Raw genomic sequence first — 23,073 nt, 5'->3', positions numbered from 1 at the left:
TCAGATTGGGCACGAAAAGCTCGTCGTTCCTCTGCGGCTGTCCGCAGACGACAAAGCCGGAAAGGGGCGATTATCGCATCAAAGCCGGAGCTGTTGACGATAAGCTTGCCGGTACTCGATTTCTTACACGTCCAGACTCAGCTCGCTGATCTTTCGTGTCAATGTATTGCGGCCGTAACCTAATAACTTTGCTGCTTCCTGGCGACGCCCGCGGGTGAATTGTAACGCCGTGGCGATCAAAATCCCTTCGGCTGAATCTATAGCTTCCTTTGCGACATTTCTATCCCCACGCCTCAAGCGCTTATCGACCCATTGCCGGAAACAATCTTCCCAACTGTCGACGACAGTAGAGGTACTCGCCTTAACACTCAGTAATTCCGGCGGCAGATCGTCCAGATGAACCTCCTTGCCCGCCGCCATAACCGTGATCCAGCGACAGGTATTCTCCAACTGACGCACGTTGCCCGGCCAATCGAGCCGACAAAGATAGTCCTCCACATCCGGCAACAAGACTTTTGTTTCCACCTTCAGCTCTTGACTGGCCTCCTTGAGGAAATGGTTCAGCAATAAAGGAATATCCTGGCGACGCTCCCGCAAGGGCGGGAGGTGAATGCGGATGACGTTCAATCTGTGGAACAAGTCCTCCCGGAAACGGCCTTCGGCGACAAGCGTATCCAGATTTTGATGAGTGGCGGCAATAATGCGGACGTCCACCTTGACCGGTGCGTGCGCACCAACGGGAAAAAACTCGCCGTCGGCCAACACGCGCAACAAACGGGTCTGCAAATCCGCAGGCATATCGCCGATCTCGTCCAAGAACAACGTGCCTCCGTCGGCTTGTTCGAAACGCCCGGCGCGGCGAGCCTGCGCGCCGGTAAACGCACCGCGTTCGTGGCCGAACAATTCGGATTCCAGCAGATCGCGGGGGATCGCCGCCATATTGAGGGCGATAAAAGGCTTGTCGGCCCGTGGACTATGGCGGTGCAGCGCCCGCGCAACCAACTCTTTCCCGGTCCCCGATTCGCCGTTGATCAGAACGGTGATGTGGGAGCGGGCGAGTCGCGCGATGGCGCGAAAAACCTCTTGCATGGCCGGCGCCTCCCCGATGATTTCGGGCGTTTCCTCGGCCACCTCGGGCGGACCTTGCTCTTGCCGCGCGCGCTGACTTTGTGCGCATGCACGCTGCACCAGATCAACGGCATCGTCCACATCGAACGGCTTCGGCAGATATTCGAACGCGCCGCCGTGGAATGCCGAGACCGCGCTCTCCAGATCCGAGTGCGCCGTCATGATGATGATGGGAAGTTGCGGATGCTTGATCTGCAGCTGCCGCAAAAGCTCCAGCCCGTCCATGCCCGGCATCCGAATATCGGTCAATATGGCATCGGGCTTGCCCTGATCGAGAGCATCGAGCAATCCGCCGGCGTTCGAAAAACAGCGCGCGTGTATCGATGCCTTTTGCAAGGCCTTTTCCAAGACCCAGCGGATCGAGCGATCATCATCAACCACCCATACTTGGGCTGAACTACTCATGGTCCTTCTCCAAAGGCAGGAAAATAGAAAAAACCGTGTTGCCCGGGGAACTCGAGCACTCGACCAATCCACCATGCTGATTGATCAAGGACTGTGCGATCGACAGGCCTAAACCGGTACCGTCAGCGCGCCCGGTTACCATCGGGTAAAAAATCTGACCGAGCAACTCCGGCTTGATACCCGGACCATCGTCGATGATGTCGATCTTGACGGCCATCGGGTTGCGCCTATGACCAATGGTCACCTGGCGATGGATGCGCGTGCGAATCAGGATGTGCCCTTTCTTCCCTACCGCCTGCGCCGCGTTGCGCACGATGTTCAAGATCGCTTGAATCAGCTGATCGCTATCGCCATTCACCAACGGCAAACTCGGGTCGTAGTCTCTTTCGATGACGACGCTTGGAGGAGCCTCCACCTGCACCAACTGACGCACTCTCTCCAGTACCCGGTGGATATTGAGCCGGCTTTTCCGCGGCGGTTTGTTGGGCTCAAGCATCCGGTCGACCAGCGATTGCAGGCGGTCGGATTCCTCCATGATGATTTTCGTATACTCCCGCATCTCTTCTTCGACCAACTCCCTGTCGAGCAACTGCGCCGCACCGCGCAGACCGCCCAAAGGGTTCTTTATTTCGTGGGCCAATCCCCGCAAAAGCATGCGAGCGGCGTTCTGCTGCGCCAGAAGCTGCTCTTCCATGGAGATGCGCAAATGCCGATCCACCTGTTCAATCTGCACCAATGCGGCGACCGGTTTATCCTGCTCCAGCATCGGCGTGATCGTGAAATTGACCGTAATAGCTTGAGACGGAAGACCCAACGACAAATTTCGCTTGGTCAACGATTCACCCTGTTGCAAGGTTCGTTTCAAATCTTTCTCGATGTTCTGATCGTATAGAAAGAAAAGCTCTTTGGCCCCCGAACCCAGAACCTGTCGTGCACTCACTGCGAACAACATTTCCCCGGCCACATTGATATAAATCAGGCGGTACGCGGGATCGAAAACCAACACGGCGTCCGTTAAATGATCGAGGATGCGTTGATATAGTGGAATGGGATCTGGGTTATTCATTACGATTTGAAAAGCAAGATGGAGGCCAATTACCCATGCAAGCTGCGCTTGGTTGTAGGTGCCTCAAGACCTATAGAACTCAGCAGCGGACACTCGCCGCCACAGAACCTCAGGCAATGCGCACCATATTGGTGCATATTAGACCGATTTGCTGAAACATCTGTTCCATTTGAAGTTATTTCGGAATTTACCAATATAGATAATCCAACACTCGACAAAGGCGCTACTGCCCGAGCCAGTCACTTTTGAGCTTCACATTCGCCCTTTCGGACTTGTCACTGGGATAGACAGCCTTGTTCAGCCGAATGAATCGCCAGACTACTCTTTACGCGAGCTCTCTATAGCGTCTCGGATTCGGAAAATACCCGAACAAAAAAAACGCCCCATAAAGGGGCGTTTTCAGATTCGGGCCGAATAGCCGTTTAGAGGCTGTAATACATATCGTATTCAACCGGATGCGTGCTCATGCGCAGACGGGTGACTTCCTGCATCTTGAGGTCGATGTACGCATCGATCGCATCATTGGTGAAGACGCCGCCGCGAGTCAGGAATTCGCGATCCGCACTCAATGCATCCAGCGCCATATCAAACGCATGACAAACCTGCGGAATGCTCTTCTCCTCTTCCGGCGGCAAATCGTAAAGATCCTTGTCCATGGCGTCGCCCGGGTGAATCTTGTTTTGGATACCGTCGAGACCGGCCATCAGCATGGCTGCGAAAGCAAAATATGGATTGGCGGTGGAATCAGGGAAACGAACCTCAATGCGGCGCGCTTTCGGATTAGTGACATACGGAACGCGGATCGATGCCGATCGGTTGCGGGCGGAATAAGCCAACATGACCGGCGCCTCGAACCCCGGCACCAAGCGTTTGTAGCTGTTGGTGGACGGGTTGCAGAAGGCATTCAAAGCTCTCGCATGCTTGATAATGCCGCCGATGTAAAACAGCGCCAACTCAGAAAGGCCGCCATACAAATCACCGGTAAACAAGTTCACGCCACCCTTGGACAGTGATTGATGAACATGCATGCCGTTGCCGTTGTCGCCGACCAGCGGCTTCGGCATGAAGGTCGCGGTCTTGCCGTAAGCGTGAGCGACATTGTGTACCACGTATTTGAGGGTAAGCACCTCATCCGCCTTCCGGACCAACGTACCGAACTTGACGCCGATTTCGCACTGTCCGGCGGTCGCCACCTCGTGGTGATGAACCTCGACGATCAGCCCCATTTCTTCCAGCGTATTGCACATGGCCGCGCGCAAGTCCTGCATGGAGTCAACGGGCGGCACCGGAAAATAGCCGCCTTTGATGCCGGGACGATGGCCGATGTTGCCGTCTTCGTAAACTTTTTCGGTGTTCCAACTGGCTTCTTCGGAATCGACTTTATAGAACGAACCCTGCATGGAAACGCCCCAGCGCACATCGTCGAATACGAAGAATTCGTTTTCTGGCCCGAACAGCGCGGTATCCGCGATGCCCGTGGATCTCATGTAAGCTTCAGCACGTTTGGCGATGGAGCGAGGATCGCGCTCATAACCCTGCATGGTAGAGGGCTCGACGATATCGCAGCGCAAAATCAGGGTTGGATCGTCGAAAAACGGATCGATAACCGCCGTCGTCGGATCAGGCATCAGGATCATGTCCGACTCGTTGATGCTCTTCCAGCCCGCAATAGACGAACCGTCGAACATCTTGCCGTCTTCGAACATGTCCTCGTCCACACTGTGCGCCGGAATGGAAACATGCTGTTCCTTGCCCCGAGTGTCGGCAAACCGCAAATCAACGTATTTGACCTCCTTTTCCTTCATCAGCTGAAGTACATCTTGTGGCGTCATTCTTTATCTCCCGAATATTAGGGTTGTAAAAATCTCAAGCGGGTAATTAAACAAAAATTGTACCAATAGAAAAACGCTGTTATCTCCCGGAATTACAATAGTGCAACAACTTGTTCGCAAAACAAAAACGCACCATTAATGTGCATACGACCCATTTCAGTGCCGTTTACGGAAGAAATCCGCGAATTCCCGCCACGCCCTGAGCCCCATGGGACTTTGCAACGTCCACATCCGCTGGAGACACCCCCCCCAAAGCGAAGACCGGAATATTTACCTGATCCACCAACTCGGCAAAAGTTATCCATCCTAGCGGCACGGCATGGGGGTGGGTGGGCGTGGACAGCACAGGGGCAAGAACGGCCAGATCGACGCCGATTCGCTCCGCGTGCTTCAGTTCACCGAGATTGTGACAAGATGCGGCAACCCACCGGGCTTTCTCCAATGGCCGTTCACTCAAGCTCATCAGTCTTTGTGCCGTAAGATGAAGCCCCGCGGCGGACGTCCCGACCACCCAGCACGGATCCGCATTCAGAAGTAGGATCGCGCCCCGTTCCCGGCAGTACTCCACAGCATAATGCGCCAACGCCTCGTATTGGTGCACACCCAATCGGCGCGCCCGTAATTGGATCAAACCGGCTCTGCGCGACACCAGATGGTGCAAACGCTCGCGCAAAAGCGCCTCATCGCCCGATTCATCGTCCAGAATCGCATACTGATCGGGAAGTCTGGCAGCCGTTACGATGGGGCGATTCGCGGCCGGAAATGCGAAGCCGGGCAATTCGTCTGGCGAAACCCAACGAATCGGCTGTCCCTGCATGCCGATTGGCGTCCCCTCGAACCGGTCCACCCGCCACACATCCAGCAGTACGCAACGCTCCGGATAAGCGTGACGAATCCGAATCAAGGGCGATGCCTCTATCACTTCGAGGTTAAGCTCCTCGCGGATTTCTCTGGATAAAGCTTCCTTTGCGGTTTCGCCGGCTTCCAGCTTGCCTCCCGGAAACTCCCAAAGATCCCCTTGATGGACGTGGGCGAGGCGCCGCGCAATGAGAATTTGGCCGAGTCCGTTCCGGATGACACCGGCGGCTACATGCAACTCGGAGCAACCGCTCACCGGGATACGTTCAGCCTCGACTAGGTTCGATATTCCGCGTTGATGCGGACGTAATCGTAAGAGAGATCACACGTCAGGACACGCTGATGCGCGCTCCCCCTCCCCAGCACAACGCGAATCAGGATGTCATTCTCAGACATCACGGCTCTCCCGGCCTCCTCGGTGTAACTCATGGCGCGTCCTCCATTTTCCACGATCAGCACGTTCCCCAACCATATAGAAACGCCCGATATATCGAGATCGGCGCAGCCTGAACGACCGATCGCAGCCAAAATCCGGCCCCAGTTCGGATCGCTGGCGAAAAAAGCGGTTTTGACCAGAGGCGAATGGGCGATAGACTTGGCCACATTCCGCGCTTCGGTTTCATCCCTGGCCTCTTGGACCTCTATCCGCATCACCTTGGTGGCGCCTTCGCCGTCCCGCACGATGGCTTCAGCCAAGTCTTCACAAACCTCCCGAACCGCTCGGGCCAGGAGAGGGAAATCCACGCTTTGCCGGCTAAGTTCGGGATTACCGGCTCCGCCCGTTGCGAACAGAACGCAGGCGTCGTTAGTCGAGGTATCGCCGTCCACCGTGATCAAATTAAAAGAACCGTCGGCGGCGTCGCTCAAGCAAGCCTGCAAACTAGCCGGTTCAACCTTCGCGTCGGTGGCAATGAAGGCCAGCATGGTGGCCATATCGGGGTGAATCATGCCGGCGCCTTTGGCGATGCCAGTGACGGTCACCGATACTCCAGCCAGATTGACAGTCCGGCTTGCACCTTTAGGCCGCGTATCGGTCGTCATGATGGCCCTTGCCGCGCGCGTCCATCCCGCCTCGTCCAAGGCGCTCAGGGCTTTGGGCAAAGCCGATTCGATCTTTTCCACCGGAAGATATTCGCCGATTACACCGGTCGAGAAAGGAAGCACCTGCTCGGCCGCCGCGCCGGTCAGCCGGCCGAGCGTCCGGCAGGTCCGACGAGCATCGTCCAGCCCTCGCTGGCCGGTTCCGGCATTGGCATTCCCGGAATTGACCAAGAGCCAGCGTGGATGGTGTCCGAGATGATCTCTCGCCACGATCACCGGCGCGGCGCAAAAGGCATTTCGGGTAAAAACGGCCGCACAGGTAGACCCTTTGGCTGCTTCGATCACCACGATATCGTCACGATCGTTCCGCTTGATGCCGGCACAGGCCGCACCGAGCCGGACGCCTTTTACGGTTGCCAGGGTCAACTCTTCGCTCAAGACGCTCATACGCGGCGATTTCAATCCAATTTGCCGTGGCAGTGCTTAAATTTCTTCCCGGAACCGCAAGGGCAAGGCTCGTTACGGCCCACTTTGGCGACGTCCCGGATATAAGGCTGTGCGGGCCGTGGTTTAACCGGCTTTTCCTCGACCTCCGCCTCTTCAGGTTCCGCAGTCAGTGCGTGTGCCTCGGCATGTTCGAAATGCATTTCTTGAGGTACGGCGCGGCGCTGTTCCTCCATGACATTGACTTCTTCTTCGCTGTGCACCTGAACCTTGGATACGATGCCGATCACCTCGTGTTTAATCCCGTCCAGCATGGAGGTGAACATCTCGAACGCTTCGCGCTTGTATTCCTGCTTCGGATCCTTCTGCGCATAACCGCGTAGATGGATGCCCTGGCGCAGATGGTCCATGGCCGCCAAATGCTCTTTCCAGGCGTTATCGAGAACTTGCAGCATCACCGTTTTCTCGAAATGACGCATGACCGATTCGCCTATAACGGCACTCTTTGCCTGATAAACCGCATCCAGCTGATCGATGATTTTCTGGAGCAGGCGGTCCTCATCCAGCCGCGAATCTTCATCCAGCCATTGTTGCGCCGGCAGCTTCGATCCGAGTTCCCGCAATAGCGTGTCTTCCAGACCCTTGACGTCCCACTGCTCTTCCAGGGTGTGCGGCGGAATGAACTGGGTGAATATCTGGCCGACAACGTCCCGACGCATGTTCGTGATCGCCTCGGAAATATCGTCCGCCTCCATCAGTTCGTCACGCATGTGATAAACCACCTTGCGCTGATCGTTGGCGACGTTGTCGTAATCCAGCAACTGCTTGCGGATGTCGAAGTTGCGCGCTTCAACCTTGCGTTGAGCGCTCTCGATCGCCCGTGTCACCCATGGGTGTTCGATCGCCTCGCCTTCCTTCATTCCCAGCTTTTGCATGAGCACGGCCACCCGATCGGAAGCGAAAATCCGCATCAAGGGATCTTCCAAGGACAAATAAAACCGTGATGAGCCGGGGTCACCCTGCCGTCCGGACCGTCCCCGCAACTGGTTATCAATGCGCCGAGATTCATGCCGCTCCGATCCGATGACGTGCAAGCCGCCTGCTTCCACAACCTGAGCGTGACGGACTTTCCACTCCTCTTTCAAGCGAGCGACGGACCCCTGATCGCTGGGATCGATAGCCGCCAAATCCTCTTCCAGGCTGCCGCCGAGAACGATGTCGGTGCCGCGGCCCGCCATGTTGGTCGCAATAGTGACCGCACCGGGCTGACCGGCTTGCGCAATGATATGAGCTTCCTGCTCGTGATGCTTGGCGTTCAGCACCTGATGCGGAATGCCTTCCTTACGGAGGAAAGTCGCCAAGAGTTCCGAGTTTTCGATGGATGTAGTCCCCACCAGCACCGGTTGGCCGCGTTTCACGCACTCGCGGATATCCTCGATGATGGCGCCGTATTTCTCACGAACGGTGAGGTAGACGAGATCACCGAGATCTTGGCGGACCATGGGCCTATTGGGCGGAATGACGACAACTTCGAGGCCGTAAATCTGATGAAACTCCGGGGCCTCGGTATCGGCCGTACCGGTCATGCCGGCCAGTTTTTCATACAGGCGGAAATAGTTCTGAAACGTGATGGAGGCCAGCGTCTGGTTTTCGTTTTGAACCGGAACGTTCTCCTTAGCCTCGATCGCCTGATGCAGCCCTTCGGACCAACGACGTCCCGGCATCGCGCGGCCAGTGAACTCGTCCACGATGATCACCTGGTTTTCCCTAACGATATAGTCGACATCCCGCTGGAACAGCGCGTGAGCCCGCAATCCGGCATTGATGAAATGCATGAGTCTGATGTTGACGGCGTCGTACAGACTTTCGTCTGCATTGATCAATCCCTGCTGAACCAGCAACTGCTCGATGCGCTCGTGCCCCTCCTCCGTGAGGTAGACTTGCCGGGATTTTTCGTCGACGCTGTAATCGCCGCGAGCGCCTTCTTTTTCCTGACGCTTGAGATGAGGAATAAAGGCGTTGATCTTATGGTAAAGGTCGCTGCGGTCCTCGGTCGGCCCCGAAATAATGAGAGGCGTCCTGGCTTCGTCGATCAAGATGGAGTCGACTTCGTCGACGATCGCAAAATATTTTTCCCTCTGCACCCTCTGGTCGCGGGAAAATGCCATATTGTCCCGGAGGTAATCGAAGCCGAACTCGTTATTGGTACCGTAGGTAATGTCGGCCGCGTAGGATTCCCGGCGCTGCTCCGCGTTCAGACTGCTGACTATGACGCCCACGGAGAGTCCGAGGAAGTTATAGAGCTTGCCCATCCATTCGGAGTCTCGGCGCGCCAAATAGTCATTGACGGTGACGACATGTACGCCTTTACCGGGCAGTGCATTCAGATAAGCGGCCAGGGTGGCGACCAGCGTCTTGCCCTCGCCGGTTTTCATTTCCGAGATCTTCCCGTCATGGAGCACCATCCCGCCTATCAACTGAACATCGAAGTGGCGCATGTTCAGAACGCGGCGAGATGCTTCCCTGACGGCGGCGAAAGCCTCTGGGAGTAACGCATCGAGCATCTCACCCTCGTTCAGGCGGTCTCTGAATTCTTGGGTTTTCCCTCGTAACGCCTCATCGGATAGATTCTGGAACTGAGGTTCCAGCGCGTTGATCTTCTTGACGAGTTTTCTTTTTCTATTGATGATTCGCTCGTTGCGACTGCCAACGATTTTCTTTACTAGCTTGCCTAGCATTGCGGTTTAATTCCGAGTCCAAACGAAAAATAATCCAACGATGATACCGCAAAACCATGGTATTTATAATGAGTCGAGGGCCATATCAGACGTTGGCGAGAAATTGAGGCAAATTCGAACAGGTTTGCTGGGTTCGATTCGGCTAACCGCGACTACCATGGAGGGCTGATTTCGAAGATGCGCCAACCAGAATCCGTTGCCGGTCTATTTCAAGGCGCCGCGATCCAAGGGCTCCTGATCCAGGTAGAAAAACACCGCCGCGTACTCGATGTGGCAAAAAGAGCACTGCCAGGCTTTCTTGCGGACCATTGTGTAGACTGCGTGGTCAAGCCGGACCGCCTGATTCTTTACGTGGACTCGCCGGCTTGGGCCTCACAAATACGCTTTTATGCCTTGCACCTCTTATCCAAGGTTCAGCAATCGACCGGATACCGGTTCAACGATTTACTGATTCGTAACGCACTGCCTGCCGCAGCAAGACCTCTCGACAAACCAGTTCTCGCCTTGCCATCCGGCTTCGCCGCCGAGGTACTGAAAAATAGCGCATTGTCGACATCTTCCGGGGAACTTAAGGAAGCGCTGCTGCGGCTGAGCGCAACAGTGCAGGCACTGAGGAACGCCGACCCCGGAAAAGAAAATCAATAAAAAACAGCGTCGAAAATTCAGCCGACAGAGATCGTTTGCCCCTGGACTGATGCCCAAATTACGGGCACGCGAGAGAAGTCCAACCCGGCGGCTGGATAAGAATCGGCTTCCCTGCCGCATTTCGATAAGGATTTAACACCGATCGTTCGCCTGGACCTGACCAGTCCAGAGAGAAAAGGAATCAGCCAGCGGCCTGCGCCGCCCTCATGAAATAAATCGGCAGAACGTCGTCTTCCATGTAAGTCACCGATTCCCAGGCATCCCTTTGCTTGAGCAGCTCCATCAGCAGTCGATTGTTCAAACCATGGCCGGATTTATGGCCGGTAAACGAACCGATCAGACTGTGTCCGAGGAGATAAAGGTCCCCGATCGCATCCAGAATCTTGTGTTTTACGAACTCGTCGGCGTAACGCAACCCATCTTCGTTCAAGACGCGGTAGTTATCCACCACTATCGCATTATCCATGCTGCCTCCCAGGGCCAGCCTGCGTTTGCGCAAGGCTTCGATATCGCGCATAAAGCCAAAGGTCCTCGCTCGACTCACTTCCTTAACAAAAGATGTCGATGAAAAATCGATGCTGGCCGTTTGCACATCCTTGCGAAAAGCCGGATGTTCGAAATCGATCGTAAAGGTAACTTTAAAGCCGTCATAAGGCTCAAAACTAGCCCACTTATCACCGTCTTCAACCCTAAGTTTGCGCTTTATCCGAATAAAACGCTTCGGTGCGTTTTGCTCCTCCACGCCCGCCGACTGAATGAGAAACACGAATGGGCCGGCGCTGCCGTCCATAATGGGTACCTCCGGCGCGCTCACATCGACATAGGCATTGTCGATTCCGAGCCCGGCGAACGCCGATAGGAGATGCTCGACGGTGGAAATCTTCACGTCCCCCTTGACGAGGGTTGTCGATAGGGTGGTTTCGCCGACATTTTCCGGCCTTGCCTCGATGATGACGGGTTCAGGCAAGTCCACGCGCCGGAATACAATACCCGCGTTAGGAGCAGCCGGACGGAGGGTCAGATAGACCTTCTCTCCGGTGTGCAACCCGACTCCGGTACCTCTAATAACGTTCTTTAGTGTTCTTTGCCTGATCATTCGACTCACCTATCTTGTCTGACTATCCCCAAAAATCCCTCATATAGCCCTGCACAGTTTAAACCGCCCAAGCATACGAACTACGCAGGGCTCAGACCAGTGGGGGCGGACCGAAGCGTCCTCGCTACTTTCTCAATCGGCCTGACGGCGCAAGAACGCCGGAATATCTAAGTAATCGAGATCCATATCCTTCTTCGCTTCCGCCCGAACATCATGCTTGGGCTGCTTGCGAATTACAGTCGGACGCTGCAATTGATCATAATCGATCTCACCCGTGTGCTTATGCACCAACTTGATCGTCGCTTCGTTCGCCTGCCGCTGGTTGTTTAGTCCCGTCGCCACCACCGTAACGCGCACTTCATCGTCCAGCTCCGGATCGATGGCCGTACCAATCACGACGACCGCGTCATCCGAAGCGAAGTCTCTTATGGCGTCGCCCACCTCGCTGAACTCGCCGATCGAGAGAGTTTGGCAGGCCGTAACGTTGACCAGAACGCCACGCGCGCCCTGAAGATTGATGTCTTCGAGCAAGGGACTGGCGATGGCTTTTTCGGCTGCCTGGCGGGCACGGTGCTCGCCGGTACCCACACCGGTACCCATCATCGCCATGCCCATCTCGGACATTACCGTACGCACATCGGCGAAGTCCACGTTGATGAGCCCCGGCCGGGTAATGAGATCGGCGATGCCCTGCACCGCGCCGAGCAGGACATCGTTCGCGGCAGCGAAGGCATTGATCAAGCTGACGTCTTTGCCCAATACCGGCAACAGCTTCTCGTTCGGAATCGTAATCAGCGAATCGACGAATTGACCGAGCTCCTCGATGCCTCTTTCCGCCACGCTACGCCGTTTCTTGCCTTCGAACGGAAACGGTTTGGTGACCACGGCAACCGTAAGAATACCCGCTTCCTTGGCAATCTCGGCAATCACCGGAGCCGCTCCAGTCCCGGTTCCGCCGCCCATGCCGGCGGTAATAAACACCATGTCCGCACCTTCCAGAACTTCCATGATGCGATCGCGATCATCCAAGGCGGCCTGTCGGCCGATTTCCGGATTCGCTCCCGCTCCAAGCCCCTTGGTCAGTGCATTTCCCAGCTGAATGACCGACTTGGCCCGAATGTTCTTCAAAGCTTGCGCATCGGTATTGGCGCATATGAATTCAACGCCCTCGACATGGCTGTTGACCATGTGGTTGAGAGCATTTCCACCACCGCCCCCGACGCCAATTACCTTGATAACCGCGTTTTGGCTATAAGAATCCACTAGTTCGAATTGCATTGTTTCCACCCCGTCTTAACTGCATTTCCACTCCGGGGAATTTTCGATCCTAAAAATTACCCGTGAACCAACTCTTCATCCTTGCCCACAACCCTTTAAAGCCCGTTCCCAAGGGCATATACCTCCCCGCCAGCGTCTGGTGCTGCTTGCCGAATAGAAGCAGTCCGACGCCCGTCGCGTAAATCGGATTTCGAACCACATCGGTCAGACCGGTGACATACTGCGGCAAACCCAGGCGTACCGGCATGTGGAAAATTTCTTCCGCCAACTCCACCAATCCCTCGACCTTGGCGCTGCCGCCACTCAGCACGATTCCGGCCGCGATCAAGTCCTCGAAACCGCTCCGACGCAGCTCTTGCTGCACCAGCAACAGCAGCTCCTCGTAGCGAGGCTCGACGATTTCAGCCAAATTCAAGCGGGAAATCTGGCGCGCCGGCCTGTCGCCGATACTGGGCACCTCGATGGTGTCCTCCAGCTTGGCCAATTGGGTTAACGCACAAGCGTGTTTGATCTTGATTTCTTCGGCGAACTGGGTCGGCGTCCTAAGCGCCACCGCGATGTCGTTGGTTACCTGATCTCCGGCAATAGGAATGACGGCCGTATGGCGAATGGCTCCGTCGGTGAATACGGCCACATCGGTGGTTCCTCCACCGATGTCTACTAAGCATACGCCGAGATCCTTCTCATCTTCGGTCAGCACCGCCGTGCAAGACGCAAGCTGTTCCAGGATGATGTCCTCGACGTCCAGGCCGCACCGACGAATACATTTGATGATGTTCTGCGCCGCACTGACCGCGCCGGTTACGATATGCACCCGTGCTTCGAGACGGATTCCCGACATGCCGACCGGTTCCTTGATACCTTCCTGCCTATCGATCACGAACTCCTGCGGCAGGATGTGAAGGATTTTCTGATCCGCCGGGATGGCAACCGCGCGCGCCGAATCGATTACGCGATCCACGTCGCTCTGGGTTACTTCCTTCTCCTTGATGGCGACGATGCCGTGCGAATTCATGCTGCTGATATGGCTGCCCGCGATGCCCGCATAGACCGACTGAATCCGGCATCCCGCCATCAATTCGGCTTCCTCGACGGCACGCTGGATCGATTGAACCGTGGTCTCCAGGTTGACCACCACACCCTTTTTCAGGCCGCGGGACGGATGGGTACCGATACCGACCACCTCGATTTCACCGTCCTCGTTTATCTCACCGACGATGCAAGCCACCTTGGAGGTACCGATATCCAAGCCAACGATGAGATTCCGATCTGATTTTCTAGCCATTGCAATGAATCTTTGTTTTTAATTCACGTCAGGTATATATCCTGCTCCGAATTCGGCCGCGCGCGATGCAATCGGGTTGGGCCAGAGAAACAAGATCCGCTTGGGATTGCGGTCTGAAAATCACTGCAAACCCGTTCGGATAGCGCAAGTCCACTTTCTGGAGCGCCGCAATTCGCGCTTCGCCCAAGCGCGGCAATAACGTCAGCAAACGTTCCAGCGCAAGAGCCGGATCTTGTTTTCCGAACTCGATTTCCACGCCACTGGCCAGACGAGCGCTCCACGCCCGCCGCCCCGTGAGCTTCAAGGAATCGATTCGCATACCTTTCTGCTTTAACTTCCCGTTCAATAGATAAAGCATGCTCAAAAGCTGCTTTTCCTGTCCCGGTGGGCCGTCGAGGATCGGCAACTTCACATAGGACTGGACGTTTCCGGGCGAAAACCGCCCCCCGCGATCGTTGATCAGCCCACCGTCGCTGGTGCGGGCAACCGGTTTTTGCTCAACGACTTTCAGCAGCAAGGTATCGGGCCAGAGCCGAGCAACCTGAACGCTGTCTAACCAAGGAAATGATTTGGCGGCTTCTTCAATGCCATGCGTATCCACTAGAAAATATCCGACCTGGGTCAACGGCAGCAAAGTCCTCGTGAACTCTGCCGCATCGAGATTCCGAATCTCCCCCTCCACGCGCACATAACGTATGGGCATGAAACCCTTGATCTGCCCGAGATCGACACTCATGGCAGCCAGACCGCAGAGAGCCACGACCCCAAAAAAGAACAATGCCCTGACGGGCACCGCTTTAGGCCTCGGCATCGCCCTCTCCGCGACGCGGGAAGCTCGTTTCCAATATTCGCCACGTCAAGTCCTCGAACGATAAGCCCGCCACTTTCGCCGCCATCGGAACCAAGCTGTGGTCGGTCATGCCGGGAACCGTGTTGACCTCGATCAACCACGGCTGGTTATCTTGATCGACCAAAAGATCCACCCGAGCCCAGCCGGTCACGCCGAGCGTATCGCAAGCTTGTAGAGCCAATTTCTGGAGAGCGGCCTCCTCTTCACGGGGAAGTCCGGCCGGACAGTGATAACGAGTGGTCTCGGCGCGATATTTGGCATCGAAATCGTAAAAAGAATGGGGCGTTTCCAAGCGAATCAACGGCAACGGCTCGCCGTCGAGCACGCCGGCTGTATATTCCCGACCGACAATCCAAGCCTCCGCAAAAACCGCGCAATTATAGTGTGAAGCGCGTTCCCATGCTTCCATTAATTCGATTTTATTTTCGGCCCGCCCCATTCCGATGCTGGAACCCTCTTGAGCGGGTTTCACGATGACCGGGAATCCCAGCAGATCGGCGCACCGGTCTACGTCCTCCGGCCCTTGAAGTTTCATCCAGCGCGGCGTCGGCAATCCCGCTCCGAGCCAGCACAGCTTGGTCCTGAGCTTGTCCATGCTCAAGGCCGACGGCAGGACACCGCTTCCGGTGTAGGGCAGTCCCAAGGCTTCCAGAGCCCCTTGAAGAACGCCGTCTTCGCCACCCCTTCCATGGATCACGTTGAACACGCGGTCAAAATGTTGTTCGAGCAGCGGCTGTATCGGATTTCTCGTTACATCTATGCCGACCGCATCGATGTTATTTTTCAACAAGGCCGCCAAAACCGCCTGACCGCTCTTCAAAGAAATTTCGCGCTCCGCGGCGGCACCGCCCATCAACACGGCAACACGTCCAAATTCAGCCGATTTCAGGATTCGCTTGCTCATTCAATCTCTCCTCGTCGATTTTTCGCCCACGATCCGAACTTCGGGAATCAAGTGCTGCCCGAATGTCTGCTCAACGGTCGTCTGGACGAACCCTATCAGAGCCTCGATATCGGCCGCCCTGGCCGCACCCGTGTTAATGATGAAATTGGCGTGTTTTTCGGAAACGCATGCATCGCCCATGCGATACCCCTTGAGCCCGCAGGCTTCGATAAGGCGCGCAGCATGATCGCCCACCGGGTTCCGGAACACCGAGCCGCAATTCGGCAGATTGATGGGCTGCGATGCGCTTCGTTTAGCCAGCAACGCCCGGATTCGTTCGCGGCTGGCAACCGCATCACCAGACTGAAGCCGGAGCTCACAAGCCAAAAACCATTCGTTCTCTGGCCCCTTCACGCTGCGGTAGCCAACGAGAAAGTCGCCCCCGCTGCGGTCCCGCAACGTACCGGAACGGTCGACCGTCACCACCCGCGCCACCAGGGGCCATGTCTCGCCGCCGAATGCCCCGGCATTCATTGCAAGGGCGCCGCCCATGGTGCCCGGAATTCCCGCCAGGAATTCGGCGCCGGTCAGTTCCTGTTCCGAACAAAATCTGGCCACGTGAGCGCAAGGCACGCCCACCTCGGCATAAATGCGTCCGGAACCTGAACGCCGGAGTACTCTCAAACGATTTCGGGTACAGATAACCGTACCTCTGATTCCGCCGTCCCGAACCAGCAGATTACTGCCCAGGCCCAGCCAGAAAACCGGTTCATTGGGAGGCAGCGAACGCAAAAACAGAACCAAATCGTCCGCGTCGGCCGGCAAGTAAAAGCGATCGGCCGGTCCACCGACGCGCCAGGAGGTGTGGTTCGCCAGTGGCTCGTTATAGCGCATCTCGCCCCTTAAACCGAGCGAACTGACCGCGCTTATCCCATCTTCGCAGACCGCAGTCACTGGATTGCTCCGACCGGCATGTCGGTCAAGCACAACGGCAATTCGACAGCAACTTGCCCGATGCTTCCGGCCCCGAGCGTCAAAACGACATCGCCCGGCTCGACTATGCCCGGAAGGATTTCAGCCAGGTCGCTTACCTTTTCGACGAAAACCGGATCGATCTGGCCTCGCACCCGGATCGCCCTCGATAATGCCCGCCCGTCCGCGCCGATTACCGGCGCTTCGCCGGCGGCATAGACATCGAGTAGCACCAGAACGTCGGTTTTGGACAGAACCTGCACAAAATCCTCGAACAGATCGCGCGTCCGCGTATAGCGATGCGGCTGAAACACCAATACCAGCCGCCGGTCCGGCCAGGCTTGGCGCGCCGAGTCGAGGGTCGCCGCAATCTCTCGCGGGTGATGCCCGTAGTCGTCGACGAAAGTGACGAAGGAGCCGCCGAAAGGTACCTCGGCATTGATCTGAAAACGCCGTCCAATACCCCGAAATCCCAGCAAAGCACGCTGTATGATCTCGTCGGAAATACCCAATTCTCCAGCGATGGCAATTACTGATAATGAATTCAATATGTTATGCCGCCCCGGGAGATTTAGGCTCACGTCGAGCGGTTCATCGCACCCCGACCTAAGCACCGAAAAATGCGAACGCAATCCGTCTTGACGGATATTCACGGCCCGGATGTCGGCTTCCGGACTGAAACCGTAGGTTTTCATCGGCTTACTGATTTCCGGCAGAATATCCCTGACGCCCGGATCGTCCAGACACAGCACGGCCAGACCGTAGAACGGCACATGATGCAAGAATTCGACGAAGGCCCTCTTCAGTCTGCTGAAATCACCGCTATAGGTCTCCATGTGGTCCCGGTCGATATTGGTGACCACGGCAATCATGGGCTGCAAATATAAGAAAGAGGCATCGCTCTCGTCCGCCTCGGCGACAAGATAGGAGCCTTTGCCGAGCTGAGCGTTGGTGCCTACGCTGTTGAGGCGCCCTCCGATAACGAATGTAGGATCGAGTCCGGCTTCGGCAAGTACGCTGGATGTCAGGCTGGTCGTCGTGGTCTTGCCGTGGGTGCCGGCTACGGCGATGCCGTAGCGGAACCGCATCAGTTCGGCGAGCATCTCCGCCCGCGAAATGACCGGAATTTTCTGGGAACGTGCAGCATCGACTTCCACGTTGGATCGATTGACGGCACTGGATACGACCACGACCTCGGATTCCGCGATATGCACGGGCGCATGACCGAAGAATATTTTCGCGCCGAGTTCAGCCAAGCGCCGTGTATTGGCATTTTCATTAAGATCCGAGCCCGAGACCTGATACCCGAGATTTAGAAGAACCTCGGCAATGCCGCACATGCCGGTGCCGCCGATCCCGACGAAGTGAATCCGACGGATGCGGTTCATGCCGTATTGTCCCGCGATTTGCTCAGGCAGCTTCACGGTCGACCTCATTCAGGCAGATTTCGGCTACCACCTGGGCCGCATCCGGCTTCGCCAGGGCCGATGCGCGCTCCGCCATGGCCTTCAGTCGGGCCGGTTCCTGCATCAGGGCGGTGATTTCTTCGGCAAGACGCTCCGCGGACAGCTCGGCCTGAGGAATCAGCACGGCCGCTCCATTATCGACGAGGTACCGGGCATTGTGAGTCTGATGATCGTCTATGGCGTATGGATACGGAACCAAGATCGACGGCAACCCCGCCGCGGTCAGCTCACTGATCGTCATCGCTCCCGAACGGCAAACCACCAAATCTGCCCAGGCGTAAGCCTCGGCCATGTCCTCGACAAATGCTTCGATCCGCGCCGACAGTCTCAATTGTGCGTACCGGACCGCTGTTTTTGCCCGCATCGCCTCTCCGGTCTGATGAAAAACGCGAATCGGCATCTCAACCCTCGCGAGGGCCTCCGGCACGATCTCGTTCAAAGCCCTGGCGCCTTGGCTACCTCCGAGAACCAAAATCTTAAGGGGCTCGTCCCATCCGGCCCCGATTTCTCGTTTAAGAAAAACAATTTCTTGCCGTACCGGATTTCCGGTACAGAGCGCTCCCAACTTGGGTGCGAAACTATCGGGAAAAGCTTCCAATACCGCTTGCGCCCTCCGGGCGAGCCAGCGATTGGTAGTTCCTGGAATGCGGTTTTGCTCATGAAGCACCAAGGGGATACCCAGCAGACGCGCCATAAGCCCCCCCGGCCCCGAGACGAATCCCCCCATCCCGAGAACCACGCTCGGCTTGACGCGACGCAAAATGAACAATGCCTGCAAGCAAGCTTTCGTCAGCATGAACGGAAAACTCAACTTGGCTAACCAGCCCTTGCCGCGCAAACCTGACACCGACAACCATTCCACGGGGATACCGGCCGCCGGCACGACTCGAGCCTCCAACCCGGACCGAGTCCCCATCCAGACTACCTCGTGCCCCCGCGCCAAAAGCTCCCGCGCGACCGCCAAGGCCGGATACACATGACCGCCGGTACCGCCGGCCATGATCATCAGACGTGCGCCCATTTGGCCCTAACCCTGGGCGCCGCGGCATAAGCCTCGAGGGCTTCGCTCCGAACCCGAAATAAAAGTCCTAATGCCGCACACATAACCATCATGCTTCCGCCGCCGTAACTCATCAGCGGCAAGGTCAGTCCTTTCGTGGGCAACATGCCCATATTCACTCCCATATTGATAAACGATTGAAGTCCAAACCAAATACCGATGCCGTAAGCAACGAACGCACCAAAGCGGTTCTCAGCCCGGTCGGCCAGCTGACCTATTACGAGCGCACGCCAAACAATCAGCATAAACAGCGAGATAACAGCGGTGGTACCGACCAATCCCAACTCTTCGCCAATGATGGAAAAGAGAAAGTCGGTATGCGCCTCCGGCAAATAAAACAGCTTTTGCACGCTCGAACCCAAACCCACCCCGGTCCACTCGCCGCGACCGAACGCGATCAGGGCCTGGGTAAGCTGAAAACCGGTATCGAGCGGATGTTCCCAGGGATTGGTAAAACTGAGTACGCGCTTCAAACGGTATTCAGCGCTGTAAATCAGCCCAACCCCGGCAAATGTCATTAGGCCGAGCAGTACGCCGAACTGCCATAATCTCGCACCACCCAGAAACAACATGCCCAGTGCCGTCGCCATGACTACCGCAGTCGCACCGAAGTCGGGCTCCATGAGCAGCAGTAATGCACCTATGGATAGCAGCGCCAGAGGCCGGATCATTCCTTGAACCGAGTCGCGCACCGTGCGGAGATGACGGTGGATATAGCTTGCCGTATAAATGACGGCGATGAGCTTGAATACCTCGGAAACCTGAACCCGTATGCCGAATAAGTTGATCCAGCGCGAACTCCCGTTCACGACCTTGCCGACGCCGGGCATCAAAACCACGACCAGTAGAACGAGCCCAAACAGGAACAAGCTCAACGACGATTTCTGCCATGACTCTAACTTGACCGAGGCGACGGCGCAACCGGCGCAAAGACCGAGAGCGATGTGGACTAGCTGGTGTCGGGGGAAATAAAAGCTGTCCTCGGCGAGTTTCTCCCCGAGGTGCAGAGAGGCCGAGGCAACCATTACGAAACCGAGGAGCAGAAGCCCTAAGGACGCAACCAATAAGACAGTGTCCAAATAAAAGCGCCGGTCCCCCCAATGCAGCACCAACCCGCGCCCGCGGACTGTCACTTTCGCCCTCATGGCGAAAGCCCCATGACTTCTTCCGTGAACACCCGTCCCCTTTCCTGATAGTCCTTGTATTGATCGAGGCTGGCACATGCCGGAGCCAGCAGAACCGAATCGCCACGCTGCGCCAAGGACCGTGCAGCCCGGACCGCCTGACGCATATTTTCGACGCGGACCGTGGGAACGACATCTCTCAACGCCGTTTCCAACAACGGGGCGTCTTTGCCCATCAGCACCGCCGCCCGCACCTTTTCGGCGACTACGGGTCTGAGTACGGAGAATTCTGCATCCTTACCATCCCCCCCCGCAATCAGTATTGCCTTGGAATGCAACCCGGCCAAGGCCGCCATGCACGCACCGACGTTGGTGGCTTTGGAGTCGTTAATCCACGTGACGCCGTCGATTTCCGCCACCGTTTGCATGCGATGCGCCAGCCCCTCAAACTTTTCGAGCGCATTGATCATGGCCGCTTGCGACAAGCCGATCGCTTCTCCCAGCGCGACGGCCGCCAGGGCGTTGGATACATTATGGCGTCCTTGAATACCGATTTTCTCAGTCCGGATCAGCGACTCGCCGTGACTTGTCAGCCACTCCGCTCCGTCGGCGACCGAAATGCCGTAATCGACACCCGACTCTCGCAAGCCGAACCACACACAGCGTCGATCCGGTTCCACCATCGCCGCAACCATAGGATCGTCGCGATTCAGCACCATTACGCCCTGCCCGCGAAAAATTCGTCGCTTGGCATCGGCATAAGCCTGGATGTCCGGATAGCGATCCATATGATCGGGGCTGATGTTGAGAACGGTCGCTGCGTCCGGCCTTAAAAGCGAGGAACGCTCCAACTGAAAGCTCGACAGCTCTAGAACGTAAAGCTCCGCTCGGTCGTCCAGAAGCTCCAGCATCGGTGTACCGAGATTCCCCCCCACTCGCACATTCCTGCCGTCGGCTTCCGCCATCAGGCCGACTAGTGTCGTTACGGTACTTTTGCCGTTCGCTCCCGTGATCGCCAGAATGGGCGCTTTCGCCATGCATGCGAAAAGATCGAGATCGCCGAATACCGGTATCTTCCGCCGTTGAGCCTCCTTGATTTTCGGCTGGTCCAACGGCACGCCCGGGCTAACGATCAAATGGGTAGCGGCCGAGAATGCCGCACTGTGAAGGCCGCCCAGAAAGACTCCGGCGTCGGGGCAAGTCTCGCGCAATTCTGCCAGACACGGGGGCCATTCCCGAGTATCGGTCACCGCAAATTCGATACCTTGGCCTGCCAGAAAACGCGCTACCGAAAGACCGGTCTTGCCCAACCCGAAAATCAGAACACGCGCGGAGCGGCGGTCCAATCCGAGTTTGTCCAATGGATTTACGGCATCAAGATAAACCTCTGCGTTTGCCGCCATCTTTCACCTCAACTTCAAGGTCGCGAGTCCAATCAAGACCAGAATCACGGTGATGATCCAAAAGCGTACGATCACGCGCGGTTCCGGCCATCCCTTTAACTCGAAATGATGATGAATAGGTGCCATGCGAAAAATACGGCGACCGGTGAGCTTGAATGAAATGACCTGAAGCATCACCGATAAGGTCTCCATGACGAACACGCCGCCCATGATCATCAGCACGATCTCTTGCCGGACCAAAACAGCGAGTGTTCCGAGAGCGGCGCCCAGCGCCAGGGCACCAACATCGCCCATGAAGACCTGAGCCGGATAAGCGTTGAACCAAAGAAATCCGAGCCCGGCCCCCACCAAGGCGCCGCAAAATACCACCAACTCGCCCGCCTTGGGTATAAACGGAATGCCTAGGTATTCGGCAAAGTTCACGTTGCCCGAGACGTAGGCAAAGATGCCGAGAGCACCGCCCACGAGCACCGTCGGCATGATGGCGAGGCCGTCGAGGCCATCGGTCAGGTTCACCGCATTGCTCGAACCTACGATCACGAAATAGGCCAGAATTGGATAGGCGAAACCCAAGTTCAGCACAACCTGCTTGAAGAACGGCACAATGAACTGAGTCTCGGTCGAGACCGTGGCAGTGCCATAAAGAAACACCGCTGCCGCCATACCGACCACGGACTGCCAAAAGTACTTGTGTCGTGCGGCCAAGCCGTCGCTATTGCGCAGTACCAGCTTTTTGTAATCGTCGACGAAACCCACCAGGCCGAATGCCAGCGTGACCAGCAAAATGACCCACACATAGCGATTGCTGAGATCGGCCCAAAGCAGGGTGCTGATCGCTATCGACACCAGAATGAGCGCCCCGCCCATGGTCGGGGTTCCTGCTTTGGAAAAATGGCTCTGCGGCCCGTCGCTCCGGATACTCTGTCCGACTTTATATTTACTGAGGTGTCGGATCATCACCGGTCCGACAATGAATGAAATGATCAGGGCGGTTAACACGCCCAAAATGGCTCGTAACGTCAGATACTGAAAGACGCGAAAAACGTCGAAGTACTTTTGGAGAGCCTCTGCCAGTATCAGCAGCATAGATCGCTCCGCTCCCGCAATGCCTCTACTACCCGCTCCATATGTTGACTGCGTGAACCTTTAATCAATAACACAACGTTCTCGTTAATCTGCTGTCGTATTTGTTCAATCAACTGGTCCTGCTCTTGGCAATACAGAGCACCTTCGCCGAAAGACTCCGCCGCCCGGTCCGCATTCGGGCCCACGGCAAATAACCGAGCCACGCCCATCGCTTTCGCTTGGCGGCCGATCTCGGCGTGCAACTCCGCGCTCGCCTCACCCAGTTCGCCGAATGCGCCCAAGGCAACCCAGTGCTCGCCCGAAAGCTGCCGTAGCACATTTAGAGCGGCCCGAAAGGAATTGGGATTGGCGTTGTAGGCATCGTTAATCAACAAGGATCCTCGAATGCCGTTTGCCGGCTCGACGCGCCCCGG

Annotated in this window: 19 protein-coding genes; 1 reads left to right on the top strand and 18 read right to left on the bottom strand. The window is 56.6% G+C overall.

Going from position 1 to position 23,073, the window contains the following annotated elements; genetic code table 11:
• Nucleotides 1–123: 123 nt before the first annotated feature.
• The 6 genes from ntrC to secA form a co-directional block, all read right to left on the bottom strand.
• Nucleotides 124–1,533 (bottom strand): nitrogen regulation protein NR(I), encoded by a 1,410-nt coding sequence (gene ntrC / locus ABJK70_RS00545; RefSeq protein ID WP_077728470.1) that lies wholly within the window; start codon nt 1,531–1,533, stop codon nt 124–126.
• The gene (gene glnL / locus ABJK70_RS00540; protein ID WP_133717633.1) at nt 1,526–2,599 is read right to left on the bottom strand and encodes a nitrogen regulation protein NR(II); all 1,074 of its coding nucleotides are present in this window, start codon (nt 2,597–2,599) and stop codon (nt 1,526–1,528) included. Before glnL ends, ntrC begins: the two co-directional genes overlap by 8 nt.
• A gap of 422 nt (nt 2,600–3,021) precedes the next feature.
• A complete protein-coding gene (gene glnA, locus ABJK70_RS00535) occupies nt 3,022–4,431 on the bottom strand; it encodes a glutamate--ammonia ligase (protein ID WP_077728472.1) in 1,410 nt (469 codons plus the stop codon).
• Between the two features lie 166 nt (nt 4,432–4,597).
• Nucleotides 4,598–5,545 (bottom strand): Nudix family hydrolase, encoded by a 948-nt coding sequence (locus ABJK70_RS00530; protein ID WP_077728473.1) that lies wholly within the window; start codon nt 5,543–5,545, stop codon nt 4,598–4,600.
• A gap of 20 nt (nt 5,546–5,565) precedes the next feature.
• Nucleotides 5,566–6,777 (bottom strand): bifunctional glutamate N-acetyltransferase/amino-acid acetyltransferase ArgJ, encoded by a 1,212-nt coding sequence (argJ, locus tag ABJK70_RS00525; protein ID WP_347257250.1) that lies wholly within the window; start codon nt 6,775–6,777, stop codon nt 5,566–5,568.
• A gap of 11 nt (nt 6,778–6,788) precedes the next feature.
• Complete coding sequence (secA, locus tag ABJK70_RS00520; RefSeq protein ID WP_077728474.1) at nt 6,789–9,512, bottom strand: preprotein translocase subunit SecA; 2,724 nt, start codon at nt 9,510–9,512, stop codon at nt 6,789–6,791.
• 177 nt (nt 9,513–9,689) lie between these two features.
• Here secA and ABJK70_RS00515 point away from each other — a divergent pair, with 177 nt between their 5' ends.
• Nucleotides 9,690–10,157 carry a DciA family protein gene (locus ABJK70_RS00515; RefSeq protein ID WP_077728475.1) on the top strand — a complete coding sequence of 156 codons (468 nt, stop codon included), beginning with the start codon at nt 9,690–9,692 and terminating at the stop codon, nt 10,155–10,157.
• Nucleotides 10,158–10,338: 181 nt separating this feature from the next.
• Here the strand turns inward: ABJK70_RS00515 and lpxC are convergent, their stop codons facing one another.
• From lpxC to ABJK70_RS00455, 12 genes are all read right to left on the bottom strand, one after another.
• Entirely contained in the window at nt 10,339–11,253 is a 915-nt protein-coding gene (lpxC, locus tag ABJK70_RS00510; protein ID WP_077728476.1) for a UDP-3-O-acyl-N-acetylglucosamine deacetylase, read from the bottom strand.
• 132 nt (nt 11,254–11,385) lie between these two features.
• A complete protein-coding gene (gene ftsZ / locus ABJK70_RS00505; RefSeq protein ID WP_077728477.1) occupies nt 11,386–12,531 on the bottom strand; it encodes a cell division protein FtsZ in 1,146 nt (381 codons plus the stop codon).
• Nucleotides 12,532–12,580: 49 nt separating this feature from the next.
• Nucleotides 12,581–13,816 carry a cell division protein FtsA gene (gene ftsA, locus ABJK70_RS00500; protein ID WP_077728478.1) on the bottom strand — a complete coding sequence of 412 codons (1,236 nt, stop codon included), beginning with the start codon at nt 13,814–13,816 and terminating at the stop codon, nt 12,581–12,583.
• Between the two features lie 28 nt (nt 13,817–13,844).
• The gene (locus ABJK70_RS00495; RefSeq protein WP_077728479.1) at nt 13,845–14,627 is read right to left on the bottom strand and encodes a cell division protein FtsQ/DivIB; all 783 of its coding nucleotides are present in this window, start codon (nt 14,625–14,627) and stop codon (nt 13,845–13,847) included.
• Entirely contained in the window at nt 14,614–15,570 is a 957-nt protein-coding gene (locus ABJK70_RS00490; RefSeq protein ID WP_077728480.1) for a D-alanine--D-alanine ligase, read from the bottom strand. The genes ABJK70_RS00495 and ABJK70_RS00490 overlap by 14 nt, the downstream gene beginning before the upstream one ends.
• A complete protein-coding gene (gene murB / locus ABJK70_RS00485) occupies nt 15,571–16,443 on the bottom strand; it encodes a UDP-N-acetylmuramate dehydrogenase (RefSeq protein ID WP_077728481.1) in 873 nt (290 codons plus the stop codon).
• A 56-nt stretch (nt 16,444–16,499) separates the two neighbouring features.
• Nucleotides 16,500–17,957, bottom strand: a complete 1,458-nt coding sequence (gene murC / locus ABJK70_RS00480; protein WP_077728482.1) for a UDP-N-acetylmuramate--L-alanine ligase — start codon at nt 17,955–17,957, stop codon at nt 16,500–16,502.
• Entirely contained in the window at nt 17,932–19,008 is a 1,077-nt protein-coding gene (murG, locus tag ABJK70_RS00475) for an undecaprenyldiphospho-muramoylpentapeptide beta-N-acetylglucosaminyltransferase (RefSeq protein ID WP_086135153.1), read from the bottom strand. Before murG ends, murC begins: the two co-directional genes overlap by 26 nt.
• Nucleotides 18,993–20,192 carry a putative lipid II flippase FtsW gene (ftsW, locus tag ABJK70_RS00470; RefSeq protein ID WP_077728484.1) on the bottom strand — a complete coding sequence of 400 codons (1,200 nt, stop codon included), beginning with the start codon at nt 20,190–20,192 and terminating at the stop codon, nt 18,993–18,995. The genes murG and ftsW overlap by 16 nt, the downstream gene beginning before the upstream one ends.
• Nucleotides 20,189–21,574: a UDP-N-acetylmuramoyl-L-alanine--D-glutamate ligase gene (murD, locus tag ABJK70_RS00465; protein WP_210023770.1), complete on the bottom strand. Its 1,386-nt coding sequence runs from the start codon at nt 21,572–21,574 to the stop codon at nt 20,189–20,191. Before murD ends, ftsW begins: the two co-directional genes overlap by 4 nt.
• Before the next feature lie 3 nt (nt 21,575–21,577).
• Entirely contained in the window at nt 21,578–22,660 is a 1,083-nt protein-coding gene (mraY, locus tag ABJK70_RS00460) for a phospho-N-acetylmuramoyl-pentapeptide-transferase (RefSeq protein ID WP_077728486.1), read from the bottom strand.
• Nucleotides 22,651–23,073: cyanophycin synthetase (locus tag ABJK70_RS00455; protein WP_347257249.1), on the bottom strand; the 423-nt coding region annotated here is incomplete at its 5' end. The genes mraY and ABJK70_RS00455, both read right to left, overlap by 10 nt.

Origin of the sequence: Methylocaldum sp. (assembly GCF_039794385.1) — a bacterium.
Lineage (GTDB): Bacteria > Pseudomonadota > Gammaproteobacteria > Methylococcales > Methylococcaceae > Methylocaldum.
The sequence above is the reverse complement of the archived record's forward strand: the minus strand, read 5'-3'. Positions and strand labels throughout refer to the sequence as shown.